Annotated in this window: 16 protein-coding genes and 1 pseudogene; 9 read left to right on the top strand and 8 right to left on the bottom strand. The window is 60.6% G+C overall.

From position 1 onward, the window contains the following. Positions 1-272: 272 nt before the first annotated feature. Positions 273-521 (bottom strand): CsbD family protein, encoded by a 249-nt coding sequence (locus L8K08_RS11155; protein ID WP_145160703.1) that lies wholly within the window; start codon positions 519-521, stop codon positions 273-275. Positions 522-738: 217 nt separating this feature from the next. On the opposite strand from L8K08_RS11155, the gene L8K08_RS11160 reads away from it, so the two are divergent. Then, entirely contained in the window at positions 739-1191 is a 453-nt protein-coding gene (locus tag L8K08_RS11160) for a PAS domain-containing protein (RefSeq protein ID WP_242196708.1), read from the top strand. A gap of 5 nt (positions 1192-1196) precedes the next feature. On the opposite strand, the pseudogene L8K08_RS11165 reads toward L8K08_RS11160, so the two are convergent. From L8K08_RS11165 to L8K08_RS11185, 5 genes and pseudogenes are all read right to left on the bottom strand, one after another. Further along, positions 1197-1298, bottom strand: a pseudogene (locus tag L8K08_RS11165) (SDR family NAD(P)-dependent oxidoreductase); the annotation flags it as partial. 7 nt (positions 1299-1305) lie between these two features. Further along, the gene (locus tag L8K08_RS11170; protein WP_242196711.1) at positions 1306-2277 is read right to left on the bottom strand and encodes an XdhC family protein; all 972 of its coding nucleotides are present in this window, start codon (positions 2275-2277) and stop codon (positions 1306-1308) included. Position 2278: 1 nt separating this feature from the next. Then, positions 2279-3514: a cytochrome c gene (locus L8K08_RS11175; protein WP_242196714.1), complete on the bottom strand. Its 1236-nt coding sequence runs from the start codon at positions 3512-3514 to the stop codon at positions 2279-2281. Positions 3515-3516: 2 nt separating this feature from the next. Further along, entirely contained in the window at positions 3517-4056 is a 540-nt protein-coding gene (locus L8K08_RS11180) for a (2Fe-2S)-binding protein (RefSeq protein WP_242196717.1), read from the bottom strand. Beyond that, positions 4049-6880 carry a xanthine dehydrogenase family protein molybdopterin-binding subunit gene (locus L8K08_RS11185; protein WP_242196721.1) on the bottom strand — a complete coding sequence of 944 codons (2832 nt, stop codon included), beginning with the start codon at positions 6878-6880 and terminating at the stop codon, positions 4049-4051. The genes L8K08_RS11180 and L8K08_RS11185 overlap by 8 nt, the downstream gene beginning before the upstream one ends. A gap of 296 nt (positions 6881-7176) precedes the next feature. Between L8K08_RS11185 and L8K08_RS11190 the strand changes: the two genes are divergently transcribed. Then, positions 7177-7767, top strand: a complete 591-nt coding sequence (locus L8K08_RS11190) for an acyl-homoserine-lactone synthase (protein ID WP_145160691.1) — start codon at positions 7177-7179, stop codon at positions 7765-7767. A 49-nt stretch (positions 7768-7816) separates the two neighbouring features. Here the strand turns inward: L8K08_RS11190 and L8K08_RS11195 are convergent, their stop codons facing one another. Further along, positions 7817-8542, bottom strand: coding sequence for an autoinducer binding domain-containing protein (locus L8K08_RS11195; protein ID WP_242196723.1), 726 nt, complete (start codon positions 8540-8542; stop codon positions 7817-7819). Positions 8543-8972: 430 nt separating this feature from the next. Between L8K08_RS11195 and L8K08_RS11200 the strand changes: the two genes are divergently transcribed. The 7 genes from L8K08_RS11200 to phzG are packed head-to-tail and all read left to right on the top strand — an operon-like array spanning position 8973 to position 15261. Continuing rightward, complete coding sequence (locus L8K08_RS11200; protein WP_242196727.1) at positions 8973-9464, top strand: PhzA/PhzB family protein; 492 nt, start codon at positions 8973-8975, stop codon at positions 9462-9464. Positions 9465-9489: 25 nt separating this feature from the next. Continuing rightward, positions 9490-9981: a PhzA/PhzB family protein gene (locus L8K08_RS11205; protein ID WP_242196730.1), complete on the top strand. Its 492-nt coding sequence runs from the start codon at positions 9490-9492 to the stop codon at positions 9979-9981. A 24-nt stretch (positions 9982-10005) separates the two neighbouring features. Further along, positions 10006-11208 (top strand): 3-deoxy-7-phosphoheptulonate synthase, encoded by a 1203-nt coding sequence (locus L8K08_RS11210; RefSeq protein ID WP_242196733.1) that lies wholly within the window; start codon positions 10006-10008, stop codon positions 11206-11208. 15 nt (positions 11209-11223) lie between these two features. Beyond that, entirely contained in the window at positions 11224-11847 is a 624-nt protein-coding gene (locus tag L8K08_RS11215; RefSeq protein ID WP_242196738.1) for an isochorismatase family protein, read from the top strand. Continuing rightward, on the top strand, positions 11844-13757 hold the full coding sequence (locus tag L8K08_RS11220) for an anthranilate synthase family protein (protein ID WP_242196741.1): 1914 nt from the start codon (positions 11844-11846) through the stop codon (positions 13755-13757). The genes L8K08_RS11215 and L8K08_RS11220 overlap by 4 nt, the downstream gene beginning before the upstream one ends. Positions 13758-13759: 2 nt before the next feature. Next, complete coding sequence (locus L8K08_RS11225) at positions 13760-14596, top strand: PhzF family phenazine biosynthesis protein (RefSeq protein ID WP_242196744.1); 837 nt, start codon at positions 13760-13762, stop codon at positions 14594-14596. Beyond that, positions 14593-15261, top strand: coding sequence for a phenazine biosynthesis FMN-dependent oxidase PhzG (gene phzG, locus L8K08_RS11230; RefSeq protein WP_242196747.1), 669 nt, complete (start codon positions 14593-14595; stop codon positions 15259-15261). Before L8K08_RS11225 ends, phzG begins: the two co-directional genes overlap by 4 nt. Positions 15262-15271: 10 nt before the next feature. Here the strand turns inward: phzG and L8K08_RS11235 are convergent, their stop codons facing one another. Then, positions 15272-15889: a dTMP kinase gene (locus L8K08_RS11235; protein WP_242196750.1), complete on the bottom strand. Its 618-nt coding sequence runs from the start codon at positions 15887-15889 to the stop codon at positions 15272-15274. Between the last annotated feature and the right edge of the window lie 56 nt (positions 15890-15945).

Genomic DNA, 15945 nt, shown 5'->3' on the forward strand with positions numbered 1-15945 from the left:
TCGATCGATTCACGCCAATGCTTTTGTAGGCACGTTCAACGCCTTGGCGAGCCGGGTATGCGTCCCGCCGAGCCATACCTCGGTGATTGACCTAAGGTCGGTGGCCAGTTGATCCGAGTGATTGTCTTATCCATTGCGCTGCGCCTTACCAATAAATAGATATGGGTAGGCTTGCAGGCCTATAAGCACTTGGGAATATCAGGTCCTCGCACTGCCAAAGTAGATGCCCTGGGCAGTGCGAGGGAAAGCTGTAGAAGCCCTCTCCTTGCGGCTTAGCGGCGCAAGAGACGGTCAAGTACAAGCAGGGCTATTGCGCCGATGGCCAGTGCAGCAACCGGTTTTTCCTTAACGAACGTAGACACGCTGTCGAGTGCATCGCCATAGGTTTGGGTCAGCTGGCCAGAAGCTTGACGTCCAGCGCCTTCAGCTTGCAGCTTCGAATCACCCATCAGTTTTCCGACCGCGCTCTGCGCCTTGCCGGCCAGCTTCTCTGCAACACCTTCAACCTGTTCACTCTTCATATTCATAAACCTTCGTGTCAGTGGGACGCTCAAAAAAACCCACTGCGATGGCGCCACGTTAAACACCATCGCAGCCAAGGGATGTGGACAGAAAAGTTGACCGGTGGTGAAGAGTCGGAGTTCCACTTTTAATGACCACCGCTCGTCAGTGACGCCCCGAACGCGCTCAACCGCCAAGTTGTCCTAGAATGATCTGAATTTCGCCGAGGCGCTGAAAATGATCGATGCAGAACTGCTGAAACTGATGATTGAAACCTCGGACGATGGCATTGTCATTGCGGAGCAGGAAGGCGATGAGCATATCCTGATCTACGCTAACCCCGCCTTTATGCGCCTTACCGGCTACAGCACTGACGAAACGCTGTACCAGGACTGCCGCTTCCTGCAGGGTGACGACCGAGACCAGGCGGGCTTGGTCGCGATCCGCGAGGCGATCAAGTCGCATCAGCCCTGCCGGCAGATCATTCGCAACTACCGTAAGGACGGCAGTGCCTTCTGGAATGAGCTATCGATTACTCCCATGTTTAACAAGGCGGATCAGCTCACCTATTACATCGGCATCCAGAAGGATGTCAGCGTCGAAGTTGCGGCTAGCGAACGCGTGCGCGAACTTGAAGCGCAAGTCGCCAGCTTGAAAGCTCAACTGGATCAATCGCATGGGCTGTCATAGGGCAAGGCACCCTCACGGCTGCTGGCGTAGTTGACGATCACGCCGGCGCCGTCCTGGGCCAATTGCTCGGCAATCGCCGCGCCGATACCCTTGGAAGCGCCGGTCACAGGCGGGTCAGAGTCGATCCCGCGCGATGCCGCTACGCGTGCGAAGAATATCGGCCAGCACCGCCAACGCGATTTCCGCCGGGGTTTTGCTGCCCAGGTTCAAACCGATAGGCGCATGGATGCGCGCCAATTCGGTCTCGCCCAACCCGCCAATCCTTCGCAGGCGTTCGAAGCGCTTTTGTGAGGTGCGCATCGAACCCATTACGCCGATGTAAAACGCGTCGGTGCGCACCGCCTCCATCATTGCCAGATCATCAATACGCGGATCATGAGTCAACGCGACCACCGCCGTGTCGCTGTGGCAGCCGCCGTCAGCGATGAACACCGACGGCAGCTGGCGTCGGATCTCGACGTTGTGCAGCACCACGCCCTCGAGTACCTCGTCGCGGGGATCGCACAAAATCACCTCAAACCCCAGGCCCACGGCAAACTCGGCGCAGGCCTGGGCGACACTGGAATAGCCCGCCAGCAACAAACGCTGCGCCGCGCCGACCCGCACACGGACCCGGTCAATCTCGCGCTCGATGCGCGCGCCCTGCTCGCTGTCTGCACACACGCGGCGCGCACCGCTGGCCAGCTCGACTTCGCGGATCAATCGGCGCTGGCCCAGCAACGCGCACTCCAGCTCGCGCAGATGGGCCTGAACCTCGCAGTCCGGCGCAAGCTTTTCCACCAGCACATCAAGCACGCCGCCACAGGGCAGGCTGACTCGCGAGCGCGGGTCCTCGCCTTCGCCGTAACGAACGACGTTGACCGCCTGTTCAAACGCGCCTTCGGCTACCCGCTCAAGGAAGTCTTCCTCAACGCAGCCGCCCGACAGCGAGCCGATCCATTGCCCGCTCGCGTTCACTGCCAGCAACGAACCCGGCGCACGGGGCGCCGAGCCGTAGGTGGCGAGCACCGTGCACAGCCAAACCGGCTGGCCGGCCGTCGACCATTCCAGCGCACGGCGAATGACTTGCAGATCCAGATGCTGCATGTCAGTGCGCCTTGTGCTCGGCTGGTGGTGCATCGGCCTGTAGCTTCTGCACGTCGCTGACCGCCAGCTCACTCGACTGACCGCCCCAACCCTGGCGCAGATAGTTGAGCAGATCGGTCAGCTGTGCCTGATTGAGCTTGTCGGCAAAGCCCGGCATCTGTTGCATGCGTTCGAACCCGGTGAATGTCTGCTCGCCGATGCCGTCCTCGATCACCCGCAACAGGTTGCGCGGATCGTCCAGGCGCAGCGTGGTGTTGCCGCGCATGGCCACGGCGATGTGCGGTTTGCCCTCGCCGTTCGGCGCGTGGCAACCGGCGCACACGTTCAGGTAATCCTGACGACCGCGTTGGGCGCTTGGGCTCATTTTGTCGAGCGGCACTTCGGTCAACACATTGGCGGCTGGGGCTGGATCGCCGAGCAGGTAGGTGGCCATCGCCGCCAGGTCCGGGTCACTCAGGCCCTGGGTGCTGTTGTGGAACACCGGGAACATCTCGTTGAACATCGTGCCCTGAGCGCTCATGCCGTGCTTGAGGAAGGTGCTCAGGTCTTGTTGATTCCAGCCGCGAGCGGCCAGGTCAGTGGCCAACAGGCTCGGCGCCAAATAGCCGTTGAGCAGGCCGCCGGTCAGGCGTTTATCCTGCTGCATGGCGCCAGGCAAGCCGCGTGGGGTGTGGCATTCGCCGCAGTGCCCGAGCACTTCGACCATGTATTCACCACGCTTGAAGGTTTCGCTTTTGCCCTCGGCCGGCGCGAGTTTCACGTCTTTGGCGTAGAGCAGGTTCCAGCCCATCAGGCCCAGGCGCACGTTGAACGGGAAACTCAGGCGAGTGACCGGCGCTGCACGTTCAATCGGCTCGATGGTTTTCAGGTACGCATGGATCGCGTCCGAATCTGCGCGCGGCATCAGGTGATAGGAGGTGTACGGCATCGCCGGGTACAGGTTCGCACCATCGCGGCGTTTGCCTTCGGTCAGCGCGGCGAAGAATTCGTCATCGTTGTACAAACCAATGCCGTGCGCTTTGCTCGGGGTAATGTTGGTGCCATAGATGGTGCCGAACGGCGACACAATCGGCAGGCCGCCCGCAAACGGCGCGCCGCCCGGTGCGGTGTGGCAGGCCATGCAGTCAGCGGCGCGGGCGAGGTATTCGCCGCGCTTGACTTGATCATCCGCGTGCGCCAACAACACCGGCGCAGCCAGACCAGCCGCCAATGCCAGGCGGGACAGTAGAGGCTTCATGCTTAACCCTCCTTGACCAGGCCGAGATCGGTGAGCACGTTACGGGTCGCGTTGTAGTAACGCACGTAGCCGGTGCAACGGCAGATGTGGTGACCGAGGCTGTCCTCGATGACTTTTTCCAGCTGACTGTTGACGATGGGCTGACGCTGCAGCTTCTCGACCAGTAAGGTCGCGGCATTGACGAAACCCGGCGCGCAATAGCTGCACTGGAAGGCGAATTCATCGACGAAACGCTGCTGGATCGGGTTCAGTTCAGTGACGTTGCCCTGCTCGTCGCGGGTCGCGTGGCCTTCGATGGTCCGCACTTTTTTGCCTCCAAAATAGTGGGCGCCGGTGATGCAGGTGCGCACTTCTTCGCTGGTGCCGTCCGGGTTGTCGACGATCACCACGCAGGCGTGGCAAATGCCCTGGCCGCAGCCGAGCCGCGAGCCGGTGAGGTTTTTGTATTCGTGCAGGTAGTCGATCATCGGCAGGTCATCAGGGATGTCCACCGGGCCGACGGATTGACCGTTGAGGGTCAGTTGAAACGGACGGTTAGCCATTGAGGGCCTCCTTGATGCGCGCAGAAGTGATAGGCAGGTCGCGGACACGTTCGCCGATGGCGTGGGCCACGGCGTTACCGATAGCGCCGACGATCGGGATCATCACCACTTCTGCGATGCCCTTGGACGGGTCGCTCGGCGACAACGGCGGCAGGATTTCAGCCGTCTGGTTCCACACGGCAACGTGTCGGGCCATCGGCAAGCGGTAACGGTTGAAATTCCAGTCACCCTCCCCCGGCCCGCCTTCGTACAGCGGCATCTCTTCCATCAACGCATGGCCGATGCCCATGGCGATCCCGCCTTCGAGCTGCCCCTTGACCAGCTTTTCCACCAGCACCCGACCGCACTCGACCCACGAATGGTGGTTAAGCACTTGCACTTGGGCGGAGCCCTTGTTCACTTTCAACTCCACCAGCGTCGCAACCGGGCTGTAGTAAGTCACCGCCGCGTTGTTCAGCTGGGTGTCCGGGTAGTGGACGTTCTGGCGATCCAGCAAGTGGAAACCGTTGCTGGTCATCTGTGCCCGTTTCGCCTGCGGCGCGCCGTCACCGTACTTCACCGCCAGACCATCCAGGGGCAGACGCTCGCGCACGCCGTCGATGCTGTACTCGGCCTCGGCCCAGCTCCAGCGGTTGAAGCCGTGCACGGTAGCACCGGTCACCAGGCCCTTTTCGTGCGCGTGCCTGGCCAATTGCTCAAAACTCAGCGGCTGCATGCCGTTGGCGGTGAGTTTGCCGTCGACCCAGTGCGCATCTTCGCGACGCACCACGTACGGGTTGGCCTGGCCGCCGTAAGGGCCCTGGCCCCAGATCTGCAACGCCGCCGGCCACAAGCCGTGGTTGAACAGCACTCGGGAGGCTTCACGGGTGGCGTGGCTGAAGTAGTACGCGGAGTTGGTCGCCGACGAGGCCGACGCCAGTTTGCCGACCCAACGCGGGTTGCGCAGAAAACCATCCTGTTCGGCCTGGCTCATGGTGTACGGGTTGCCGCCCGTGATCAGTTGCAACTCTTTCCATTCGGTTTCGCCGGTCTTCACTTGCGTGGCCGGTATGCCGATGAAATCCGCCACCACCAGCGCTTGCGAGGTGGACATGCCGGTGCCGATTTCAATGCCGATATGGCGCAACGTCACGTGCCCTTCGGCGGTGAATTCGATGCTGGCCATCGGCGCTTCGGAACCGGTGCCGAAGTCTTTTTGGCAGATGGCAAAACCGACGCCATACCAGTTATCCGGGTCAGCGGCTTCGCGCGTCTTTTTGATCTGGTCGCGGTTTTTCCAGACGTCGTGGGCAGCCGCTTTGTCGAGAATTTCGTGTAAGCGCAACGCACCGGCCGGCACCGCGCCCTGGGTGTTTTTCATGCCCGACAGCATCGCGTTTTTCTTGCGCAGGTCGATAGCGTCGATACCCAGACGATCAGCAATTTCGTCGACCATCATCTCGGTCGACGCCATGCTTTGCAGGGTGCCGTAACCGCGCATCGAGCCCGCTTCCACCGCGCGCGAATGGTAGGCCGTGACCTGCAGATCGTTCTGCGGCATGTAGTAGATCGACTGCGCTGCCGTGGCGCCAACCGCGGCCACCGAAGGGCTGTAGTTGATGCGCCCACCGCCATCGACGTTCATCTCGGCGCGAAAAATCTGGAAGCTGTGATCGTTTTTGTCCACCGCCAATTGGTAGCGGATATCGAACGGGTGACGCTTGATGCCGCTTTGAAACTGCTCGTAGCGGTCGTTGGCCAGGCGCACTGGCACACCCGCGCCGTACAACGCGGCGAGGGCTGCGTAGTAGACAAAAATGTTGTGGTCCTTGGAGCCGTAACCGACGGTGTAGCCCGGGTGCATGTTCAGATTCGCCAGACCAAAGCGCGATGGCGCGATCATCTTCGCGGTTTCGGTGGCGGCTTCCAGCGGGCACTGGGTGGCGACGACAAAGTGCAAGGTCTTGGTGGCCGGGTCGTACCAGCCGTTGCCGTTGTCCGGTTCCATCGCGGCCGGCTCAATCGACGGGGTTTTGTAGCGCTCGTCGAACACCAGCCAATGGTCGGGTGGCGCGTCGATCTGCTGCTTCATCCGGTCGGCGTAAAACAGCCCGCGCTCGGTGAGATTGCCGTGCAGGTCCGGCTGGGAGTGCCACACCGGGCGACGGTTTTTCAGCATCGGAAACAGAATCGAATCCTTGAGGCTGGCGAATTCATCTTCGTCCGCCGAGGTCGCACCGCCGACGCGTACATAGCGGAAGCTGCCATATGGATCACGCTCGTAGTACGGCGCTGGGGCACCGTAACGGATCGCTTTGTCATTGAATTTGAGTTTGGCCTTGGCCTGGCGGAAACGCTCGAAGTCATTCCAGATCAGGATCGCCACGGGGTGACCGATGAACATCGGCACCTGGCCTTGCGGCAACAGCGGATCCGGCGCGTGCTCTTCCGGGAAGACGATGCCGTCTTTGTCCAGGTCGGCGGCCGTCACGATGCGGTCAGGTTGCAGGTCGGCGCCAAGCCACGACAGATCGTAGCCGGCGTAGATGCGGTCGGCCTTGGTGATTTTCAGCAACATGGCGTGACCCTGTTGCTGCGGCCAGCCCGGCATGTCTTTGGAACGGATGTCGCGGGCAAAGACTTTGCTGCCGCAGACCTTGGACAAGGCATCGTTACGCGAGCGCGCCTTGCCATTGCTGCCGAGCCATTGCTCGGACGGCACGGTCACGCTGTTTTCCATCAACGCAGCCAGCGCCTGGGTGCTGAGCGGTGTAAGCGTCACGCTCACACCCGCCACCAGCCCGCCCTGAAGGAACGAGCGCCGGGAGATATCACGGTTGGACATGGATCATCCTCTGGGCGGTTATAGGTCCGCCCTTATGGTTATGTTCTGGGGATCTCGGGTCTGGCAGAAGCGCTTTTGCCGGAACAAAAGGCTGTGTGTGGCAGTGCAAAGCTGACCGAAAGGTTAACTTTATAGGTTTATGCGTCAGCCGCAAACAAGCTGTTACAAAAAACTGACCGAGGAATCAAACCAGCGAACCGCGTGCCAACGCGGCCTACAAGATCTTGTAGGTGCCAAGCCTGAACAAGTCCTCTATAAAACCCCGCACTTCCCCCATCCCCCAGGAACTCCCAGCCATGCACATGGAAGAGCACACGCTGAGCGCAATGAGCGACGAGCTCAAACTCAGGCTAGGCCGCTTTCGGCACGAGCAATTTGTCGAGAAACTCGGCTGGCGGCTGCCTGGCCATCCGCACCCGGCGGGTTGTGAATGGGATCAATACGACACCGAGCATGCGCGCTACCTCTTGGCGTTCAACGAGTACTGCGACATCGTTGGCTGCGCGCGTCTGATACCCACCACATTGCCAAACCTGCTGGAAGGTGTTTTCAGCCATACCTGCGCTGGCACGCCGCCCAAGGATCCTGCCATCTGGGAAATGACACGCTTCACCACCCGTGAACCGCAATTGGCCATGCCGTTGTTCTGGAAAAGCCTGAAGACCGCCAGCCTGGCAGGCGCCGATTTCATTGTCGGCATCGTCAACAGCACGATGGAGCGCTATTACAAAATCAACGGGGTCAACTACGAGCGATTGGGACCGGTCACCGTGCACCAGGACGAAAAAATCCTTGCGATCAAGCTCTCGGCTCACCGTGAACACCATCGAGGCGCCCGCCCGCCTTCAGCCTTCATGCCCGCCGCATTGTTGAAAGACACCGCTTGATACCGGCCGAGTCATCCTTTTGGGAGGGCTCGGCGGCAGTCGATGAACCTCAGATATACCCCAGCGCAACCGCGTAAGACACCGCCTGCACACGGTTGCTGGCGCCGATTTTGCGTTGGATGTTGCGGTGATGGTAATTCACCGTGTCGGTGCACACGCCCATGATCACGCCAATTTCCTCGGAGGTTTTGCCGTCTGCGGTCCAGCGCAGCACATCACACTCCCGTTCGCTGAACTCGACATCCGTATTGAACACACGCGCGTCACTCTCCAGCTCAGAAATTTTCTGGTGGGCCGCCGCGGCAAACGCTTTGGTCACCGGCTTCAAGGCTTCGAACTCCTGAAGGCTAATGACCTTGTCCTTGCGTGCGATGCTCAACACCCCTACCCGGCCCTGGACGTTGAATGAAGGCTGCGCCAGGCCATGGCACAGATTCGAATCGTTGGCCTCGGACCACAGGGCCGGGCACCCCTTGAACAGCTCATTGCTCCACAAAATGGGGGCGGACGAGACTTTGCTGTGTTTCACCGTGGGGTCGATCGCCGCGTAGTTCGCTGCCTGATATCGCGCTATCCAGTCCTTGGGATAATTGCTGTACATATAGGTTTTCGGTCGCATGAACGGCGTCGCACTGCACATGCCGTAGGCGAAAAAATCAAACTGCAGTTCACGTAAAGCCCTCAATGCAACAGCAGTAAACTCCTGCATGTTCATAGTTTGCGCAAAGATACTGTAAAAATAAGCATCCCATCCCAACAGCTGTCCTAATTCCATTTGAACACCACTAGAGTTGGAAACGAGTCGTGAGACTAGACCAACCTGAACTCATGTCAATACACAAAATTCAACGGTTATAGACCACTTCGCAATAGCGAAGGGTTTATTGTGCCTAACCAACTAACTAGCCATAGGCCATTGATAGCCAGGCGATGTTAGCGGGCCATCGTTGCGGCTTGGCCGACGAATGAACCTGCTGATTCATAATAGTGCAACACACTACCCGATGGACCGTATCCGCCCCCTCCATGGCGGAACCGCTACAAGATCTGGTAGTTCCTGCCGCGAGAAGTGCAGGTGTATAAACAACACGCCTCAGCACGCTCTCAATATACAAAGTTAAACCTGTAAGTGCTGGTGCGCCCAATTAACTAAATATTTACTTGATTTTCGAAAAACCTTAATTCAACTAAGGAGGATACGGCTTATGTCGGTTTCGCTTTGCGCCAGCGGCTTTAATGATCAGCTTGAACTTCGCCGTAAAAACCGCGCCACCGTCGAACAGTACATGCGCACCCATGGCCAAGATCGCCTGCGTCGGCATGAACTGTTCACCCCGGATGGCAGCGGCGGTTCGTGGAACACCGAAACCGGTGAACCCCTGGTATTCAAGGGCCACGCGAAACTTGCCGCCCTTGGCGTGTGGCTGGAGCAGTGCTTTCCAGACTGGCAGTTTCACAACGTGCGGGTGTTTGAAACCGACAACCCCAACCACTTCTGGGTCGAAAGTGATGGCCGTGGCAAGACCCTGGTCCCCGGTTACCCGGAAGGGTATTGCGAAAACCATTACATCCATTCCTTCGAATTGGACAACGGCAAGATCAAGCAAAACCGTGAATTCATGAACCCCTTCGAACAACTGCGCGCCTTGGGCATTCCGGTGCCACGCATCAAGCGTGAAGGTATTCCCGCCTCATAAGCCCTTTCATTATTGGAGAGTGAACATGCCTACTCATGCAGCCCGACAACTAACCGCTGACGACAGCAGCGAACTTCGCCGCAAAAACCGCGCCACGGTCGAGCAATATATGCGCACCAAAGGTCAGGATCGCCTGCGCCGCCATGAACTGTTTACCGAGGACGGGTCGGGTGGCTTGTGGACCACAGACACCGGCGCACCCATTGTAATCAGTGGCAAAGCCAAGTTGGCCGAACATGCTGTTTGGTCACTCAAGTGCTTCCCGGATTGGGAATGGTACAACGTCAACGTATTTGAAACCGACGACCCCAACCATTTTTGGGTCGAGTGCGATGGCCACGGCAAGATCCTCTTTCCAGGTTACCCGGAAGGGTATTACGAGAACCACTTCCTGCACTCCTTCGAGCTGCAAGACGGCAAAGTAAAACGCAATCGCGAGTTCATGAACGTCTTTCAACAACTGCGCGCCCTGGGCATTCCCGTGCCGCAGATCAAGCGTGAAGGCATTCCTACTTAATCCTTTTGGGAGAGTAATCGCATCATGGAAGACTTACTGAAACGGGTTCTAAGTTGTGAAGCGTTCCAGCAGCCTCAATGGAGCGAGACCTCACAATTGCATGACGCGCAGGCCTACCTCAGGGACAGCGCATCACTGATTCGCGTCGAAGACATCCTGGTGCTGCGTGCCACCTTGGCCAGGGTGGCGGCCGGCGAAGCGATGATCATCCAGTCCGGTGACTGCGCCGAGGACATGGATGAAAGTGCTCCCAGCCACGTGGCCCGCAAGGCCGCGGTGCTGGACATCCTGGCCGGTGCGTTCCGGCTGGTGACCCAGCAACCGGTGGTGCGCGTCGGGCGGATTGCCGGGCAGTTCGCCAAGCCGCGTTCCAACAACAGCGAACGCATCGGCGATGTCGAGTTGCCGGTGTACCGCGGAGACATGGTCAACGGCCGCGAAGCGGTCTGCAACCATCGCCAGCATGACGCACAACGCCTGGTACGAGGCTATCGCGCCGCGCAGGACATCATGCACCACCTGGGCTGGAAGGAACCGGCCAGCAAGGAACAGCTCAGCGGCTCTCCCGCCTGGACCAGCCACGAAATGCTGGTGCTCGATTACGAACTGCCGCAAGTGCGCAAGGACGAACAGGGCCGGGTGTTTCTCGGCTCAACCCACTGGCCGTGGATCGGCGAACGTACCCGTCAGTTGACGGGCGCTCACGTGGCACTGCTCAGCGAAGTGCTCAACCCGGTGGCCTGCAAGGTCGGCCCGGACATCACCCAAGACCAGTTATTGAGCCTGTGCGAGCGCCTGGACCCACGACGCGAGCCCGGCCGACTGACCCTGATTGCGCGCATGGGCGCCCACAAAGTCGCTGATCGCCTGCCACCGCTGGTTGAAGCGGTGCGCCATGCCGGCCACAAGATCATCTGGCTCAGCGACCCGATGCACGGCAACACCATCATCGCGCCCTGCGGCAACAAGACCCGCATGGTGCAGACCATCACCGAGGAAATCACCGCGTTCAAACATGCCGTGACCTCGGCCGGTGGCGTGGCTGCCGGCCTGCACCTGGAAACCACCCCCGATGACGTCAGCGAGTGCGCCTCCGATGCCGCCGGCCTGAGCCAGGTGGCCAGCCACTACAAAAGCCTGTGCGACCCGCGCCTGACCCCTTGGCAAGCCATCACTGCAGTGATGGCCTGGAAAAACCTGCCCTCCTCCACCCTTGCTTACCTTTGACTGGAGTTTGTCGCCATGACTGGCATTCCATCGATTGCCCCGTACGCCCTGCCTACAGCCCGCGACCTGCCCGTCAACCTCGCGCAGTGGCGCGTCGACCCCGAGCGCGCCGTGCTGTTGGTGCATGACATGCAGCGCTACTTCCTGCGGCCCTTGCCCGATGCCCTGCGTGAAGCCGTCGTGGCTAATTCCGCGCGCATTCGCCAGTGGGCTGTCGACCACGACGTGCCGGTGGCTTACACCGCCCAGCCAGGCAGCATGAGCGAGGCACAGCGCGGGCTGCTCAAGGACTTCTGGGGCCCTGGCATGAAGGCCAGCCCCGCCGACCGCGAGGTGGTCGACGCGCTGACGCCCAAGCCGGGTGACTGGCTGTTGACCAAATGGCGCTACAGCGCGTTCTTCAACTCCGACCTGCTGGAGCGCATGCACGCCAACGGGCGCGATCAGTTGATCCTGTGCGGGGTGTATGCCCATGTCGGGGTACTGATTTCTACCGTGGATGCCTACTCCAACGATATCCAGCCCTTCCTGGTTGCCGACGCGATTGCTGACTTCAGCAAGGCGCACCACTGGATGGCGATCGAATACGCCGCCAGCCGTTGCGCCATGGTGGTCACCACCGACGAGGTGGTGCTATGAGCCAAGCTGCCGCCCGCCTTATGGAACGCATTCTGCAACCGGTGCCCGAGCCGTTTGCCCTGTTGTATCGTCCGGAATCCAGCGGCCCGGGGCTGCTGGATGTGCTGATTGGCCAGATGTCGCAGCCGCAGGTCCTGGCCGATATCGACTTGCCTGCCCCCTCAATCGGTGCCCCGCGCCTGGATGTACTCACGCTGATTCCCTACCGCCAGATCTCCGAACGCGGCTTCGAGGCGGTGGACGATGAGTCGCCGCTGCTGGCGATGAACATTACCGAGCAACAATCCATCGGCATTGAACAGTTGCTGGGGTTGCTGCCAAACGTGCCCATCCAGCTGAACGGCGAACGCTTCGACCTCAGCGACGCCCGCTATGCCGAGATCGTCAGCCAGGTGATCGCCAACGAAATCGGCTCTGGGGAAGGCGCCAACTTCGTGATCAAACGCACCTTTATGGCGGAAATCAGCGAGTACGGCCCCGCCAGCGCGCTGTCGTTCTTTCGTCATCTGCTGGAGCGCGAGAAAGGTGTTTACTGGACCTTCATCATTCACACCGGCAGCCGCACCTTCGTGGGTGCCTCGCCCGAGCGGCACATCAGCGTCAAGGATGGGCTCGCGGTGATGAACCCCATCAGCGGCACTTACCGCTACCCGCCGGCTGGCCCCTGTCTGACGGACGTCATGGCCTTTTTGGCCGACCGCAAGGAAGCCGATGAGCTGTACATGGTGGTTGATGAAGAGCTGAAAATGATGGCGCGCATTTGTGAAGACGGCGGCCACGTCCTCGGCCCTTACCTCAAGGAAATGACGCATCTGGCCCACACCGAGTACTTCATTGAGGGCAAGACCCGTCGCGACGTGCGCGACATCCTGCGCGAAACCCTGTTCGCCCCGACCGTCACCGGCAGCCCGCTGGAAAGCGCCTGCCGGGTCATCCAGCGCTATGAGCCGCAAGGCCGCGCGTACTACAGCGGCATGGCGGCGCTGATCGGCAGCGATGGCAAAGGTGGACGCTCCCTGGACTCGGCCATCCTGATTCGCACCGCCGACATCGATAACAGCGGCCAGGTACGCATCAGCGTGGGCTCGACCATCGTGCGTCATTCCGAGCCCATGACCGAAGCCGCCGAAAGCCGCGCCAAGGCCGCCGGCCTGATTGCTGCCTTGAAAAACCAGGCGCCCTCGCGCTTTGGCAGCCACCTGCAGGTACGCGCAGCGCTGGCCAGCCGCAACGCCTACGTCTCGGACTTCTGGTTGATGGACAGCCAGCAACGCCAACAGACCCAGGCCGATTTCAGCGGGCGCCAGGTGCTGATCGTCGATGCCGAAGACACCTTCACCTCGATGATCGCCAAGCAGCTGCGGGCCCTGGGCCTGATAGTCACGGTGTGCAGCTTCAGCGATGAATACAGTTTCGACGGTTACGACTTGGTGATCATGGGCCCTGGCCCTGGCAACCCGAGCGATGTCCAGCTGCCGAAAATCGACCATCTGCACGTGGCCATCCGTTCCTTGCTCAGCCAGCAACGGCCATTCCTCGCGGTGTGCCTGAGCCATCAGGTGTTGAGCCTGTGCCTGGGCCTGGAGCTGCAACGCAAGGCCATTCCCAACCAGGGTGTGCAAAAACAGATCGACCTGTTCGGCAACGCTGAGCGGGTGGGTTTCTACAACACCTTCGCCGCCCAGAGTGCCAGTGACCGCCTGGACATCAACGGCATCGGCACCGTCGAGATCAGTCGCGACAGCGAGACCGGCGAGGTGCATGCCCTGCGTGGGCCGTCGTTCGCCTCGATGCAGTTTCATGCCGAGTCGCTGCTCACCCAGGAAGGCCCGCGCATCATCGCCGACCTGCTGCGCCACGCCCTCATCCACACACCGGTCGACAGCAACGTGTCGGCGGCGGGGAGATAACCATGCACAACTACGTGATCATCGACGCCTTCGCCAGCGTCCCGCTGGAAGGCAACCCGGTTGCGGTGTTCTTCGACGCCGATGATTTGCCGGCGCCGCAAATGCAACGCATCGCCCGCGAGATGAACCTGTCGGAAACCACCTTCGTGCTCAAACCACGCAACGGCGGTGATGCGCTGATCCGGATTTTCACCCCGGTCAACGAACTGCCCTTTGCCGGCCACCCGTTGCTGGGGACGGCCATCGCGCTGGGGGCGCACACCGACAATCACCGGCTGTACCTGGAAACTCAGATGGGCACCATCGCCTTTGAACTGGAACGCCAGAACGGCAGCGTGATCGCCGCCAGCATGGACCAGCCGATACCGACCTGGACGGCCCTGGGCCGGGATGCCGAATTGCTTAAGGCCCTGGGCATCAGCGATTCGACCTTTCCCATCGAGATCTATCACAACGGCCCACGCCATGTGTTTGTCGGCCTGCCGAACATCGCCGCCTTGTCGGCCCTGCACCCTGACCACCGTGCGCTGTCGAACTTCCACGACATGGCGATCAACTGTTTCGCCGGCGCCGGGCGGCGCTGGCGCAGCCGCATGTTCTCACCGGCCTACGGCGTGGTCGAGGATGCGGCCACCGGCTCGGCTGCCGGGCCGTTGGCGATTCATCTGGCGCGCCATGGCCAAATCGAGTTCGGCCAGCAGGTGGAGATTTTGCAGGGCGTGGAAATCGGCCGCCCTTCACTGATGTTCGCCAGGGCTGAGGGCCGCGCCGATCAACTGACGCGCGTAGAAGTCTCCGGTAATGGCGTCACCTTCGGGCGGGGGACCATCGTGCTATGAACCTTTCAGTACAAGGCAAGCCGCTGCTGGGTAAAGGCATGTCCGAATCGCTCACCGGCACACTGGATGCACCGTTCCCCGAGTACCAGACACTGCCCGCCGACCCCATGAGCGTGCTGCGCAACTGGCTGGAGCGTGCACGGCGCGTGGGCATCCGCGAACCCAGGGCGCTGGCGCTGGCCACCGCCGACGGCCGGGGCCGGCCCTCGACGCGCATCGTGGTGATCAGTGAGATCAGCGACGCCGGACTGTTGTTCAGCACCCATGCCGGCAGTCAGAAAGGCCGTGAGCTGAGCCAAAACCCGTGGGCCTCAGGCGTGCTGTATTGGCGCGAAACCAGTCAGCAGATCATCCTCAATGGCCAGGCCGTGCGCTTGCCGGACGCCAAGGCGGATGAGGCGTGGCTCAAGCGCCCGTATGCCACGCATCCGATGTCGTCGGTGTCTCGCCAGAGCGAAGAACTGCAGGATGTTCAGGCCATGCGCAACGCCGCTCGCGAACTGGCCGAAGGCCAAGGTCCGCTGCCGCGTCCCGAGGGCTATTGTGTGTTTGAGTTGCGCCTTGAATCGCTGGAGTTCTGGGGGAATGGGCACGAGCGGCTGCATGAGCGGTTGCGCTATGACCGCGGCGATACGTGCTGGAGGGTGCGGCGTTTGCAGCCCTGATCGTACAAAGCTACGCACATCGAAGGACGCTGTAGATCTCAGAAACCACTTGCGCCGTGGCGTCCTCGATCGTTGTTTCATTGCGGCATAAAACCCAGCCGTGATCGCTAATCGCGCGCTCGAACGCCTGAGTACACGCGACATGTTCTTCCAGCTTATGCATCACCGTACTGCTCAGCCCACGCCGTCGTTCGGCTGCTCTGGCCCATGAAATATCAGGGGCGGTGACCACGCCGACATGCAGGTCGGGCATTTGCACGTTTCGATCAATGTTTAACTGCAGGATGTCTGCAAACCCGACGATCCGGCGAAACGCTGCATCAGAGGGGTACCAGCGATCAATCAAGATGATGCTACCGGCTGGCTGTTTGGCCAGTACGTGCCGGGAAATCCAGGCACGGCTATCAGCAAAGCGCTCACACACCCTCAACTCCAACTCCCGGCTGGGGTTTCTGACGAGAGTGTTAACGAGGGCCATTGTTTCAGCCCTATGGGGATCGCTTTTTTGCTCGCTGAGCCGGATCACCTTTTGCTTGTCTACCCTCAGCACTTGGGTCACGGCCTCCAAAAGCGTGGTTTTACCCGTTCCCTTGGGGCCATCGAGAGATACAAAGAGTGGACGACTCATACTTCACATCATGATTGGTAGCGGTTCATTGGGCGTTGCTCTTCGCTGGAGTCGCC

Source organism: Pseudomonas sp. TREG-RG-20F-10-E-6-01, from assembly GCF_022662455.1.
Taxonomy (GTDB): Bacteria; Pseudomonadota; Gammaproteobacteria; order Pseudomonadales; family Pseudomonadaceae; genus Aquipseudomonas.

What these genes read in the sequence shown, in the direction of transcription:
- L8K08_RS11190 (WP_145160691.1), top strand. Translation starts at nt 7,177, where the DNA reads ATGCACATGGAAGAGCACACGCTGAGCGCAATGAGCGACGAGCTCAAA.
- L8K08_RS11170 (WP_242196711.1), bottom strand. Translation starts at nt 2,277, where the DNA reads ATGCAGCATCTGGATCTGCAAGTCATTCGCCGTGCGCTGGAATGGTCG.
- L8K08_RS11205 (WP_242196730.1), top strand. Translation starts at nt 9,490, where the DNA reads ATGCCTACTCATGCAGCCCGACAACTAACCGCTGACGACAGCAGCGAA.
- L8K08_RS11220 (WP_242196741.1), top strand. Translation starts at nt 11,844, where the DNA reads ATGAGCCAAGCTGCCGCCCGCCTTATGGAACGCATTCTGCAACCGGTG.
- L8K08_RS11195 (WP_242196723.1), bottom strand. Translation starts at nt 8,542, where the DNA reads ATGGAATTAGGACAGCTGTTGGGATGGGATGCTTATTTTTACAGTATC.
- L8K08_RS11180 (WP_242196717.1), bottom strand. Translation starts at nt 4,056, where the DNA reads ATGGCTAACCGTCCGTTTCAACTGACCCTCAACGGTCAATCCGTCGGC.
- L8K08_RS11215 (WP_242196738.1), top strand. Translation starts at nt 11,224, where the DNA reads ATGACTGGCATTCCATCGATTGCCCCGTACGCCCTGCCTACAGCCCGC.
- L8K08_RS11210 (WP_242196733.1), top strand. Translation starts at nt 10,006, where the DNA reads ATGGAAGACTTACTGAAACGGGTTCTAAGTTGTGAAGCGTTCCAGCAG.
- L8K08_RS11185 (WP_242196721.1), bottom strand. Translation starts at nt 6,880, where the DNA reads ATGTCCAACCGTGATATCTCCCGGCGCTCGTTCCTTCAGGGCGGGCTG.
- phzG (WP_242196747.1), top strand. Translation starts at nt 14,593, where the DNA reads ATGAACCTTTCAGTACAAGGCAAGCCGCTGCTGGGTAAAGGCATGTCC.
- L8K08_RS11155 (WP_145160703.1), bottom strand. Translation starts at nt 521, where the DNA reads ATGAAGAGTGAACAGGTTGAAGGTGTTGCAGAGAAGCTGGCCGGCAAG.
- L8K08_RS11200 (WP_242196727.1), top strand. Translation starts at nt 8,973, where the DNA reads ATGTCGGTTTCGCTTTGCGCCAGCGGCTTTAATGATCAGCTTGAACTT.
- L8K08_RS11160 (WP_242196708.1), top strand. Translation starts at nt 739, where the DNA reads ATGATCGATGCAGAACTGCTGAAACTGATGATTGAAACCTCGGACGAT.
- L8K08_RS11235 (WP_242196750.1), bottom strand. Translation starts at nt 15,889, where the DNA reads ATGAGTCGTCCACTCTTTGTATCTCTCGATGGCCCCAAGGGAACGGGT.
- L8K08_RS11175 (WP_242196714.1), bottom strand. Translation starts at nt 3,514, where the DNA reads ATGAAGCCTCTACTGTCCCGCCTGGCATTGGCGGCTGGTCTGGCTGCG.
- L8K08_RS11225 (WP_242196744.1), top strand. Translation starts at nt 13,760, where the DNA reads ATGCACAACTACGTGATCATCGACGCCTTCGCCAGCGTCCCGCTGGAA.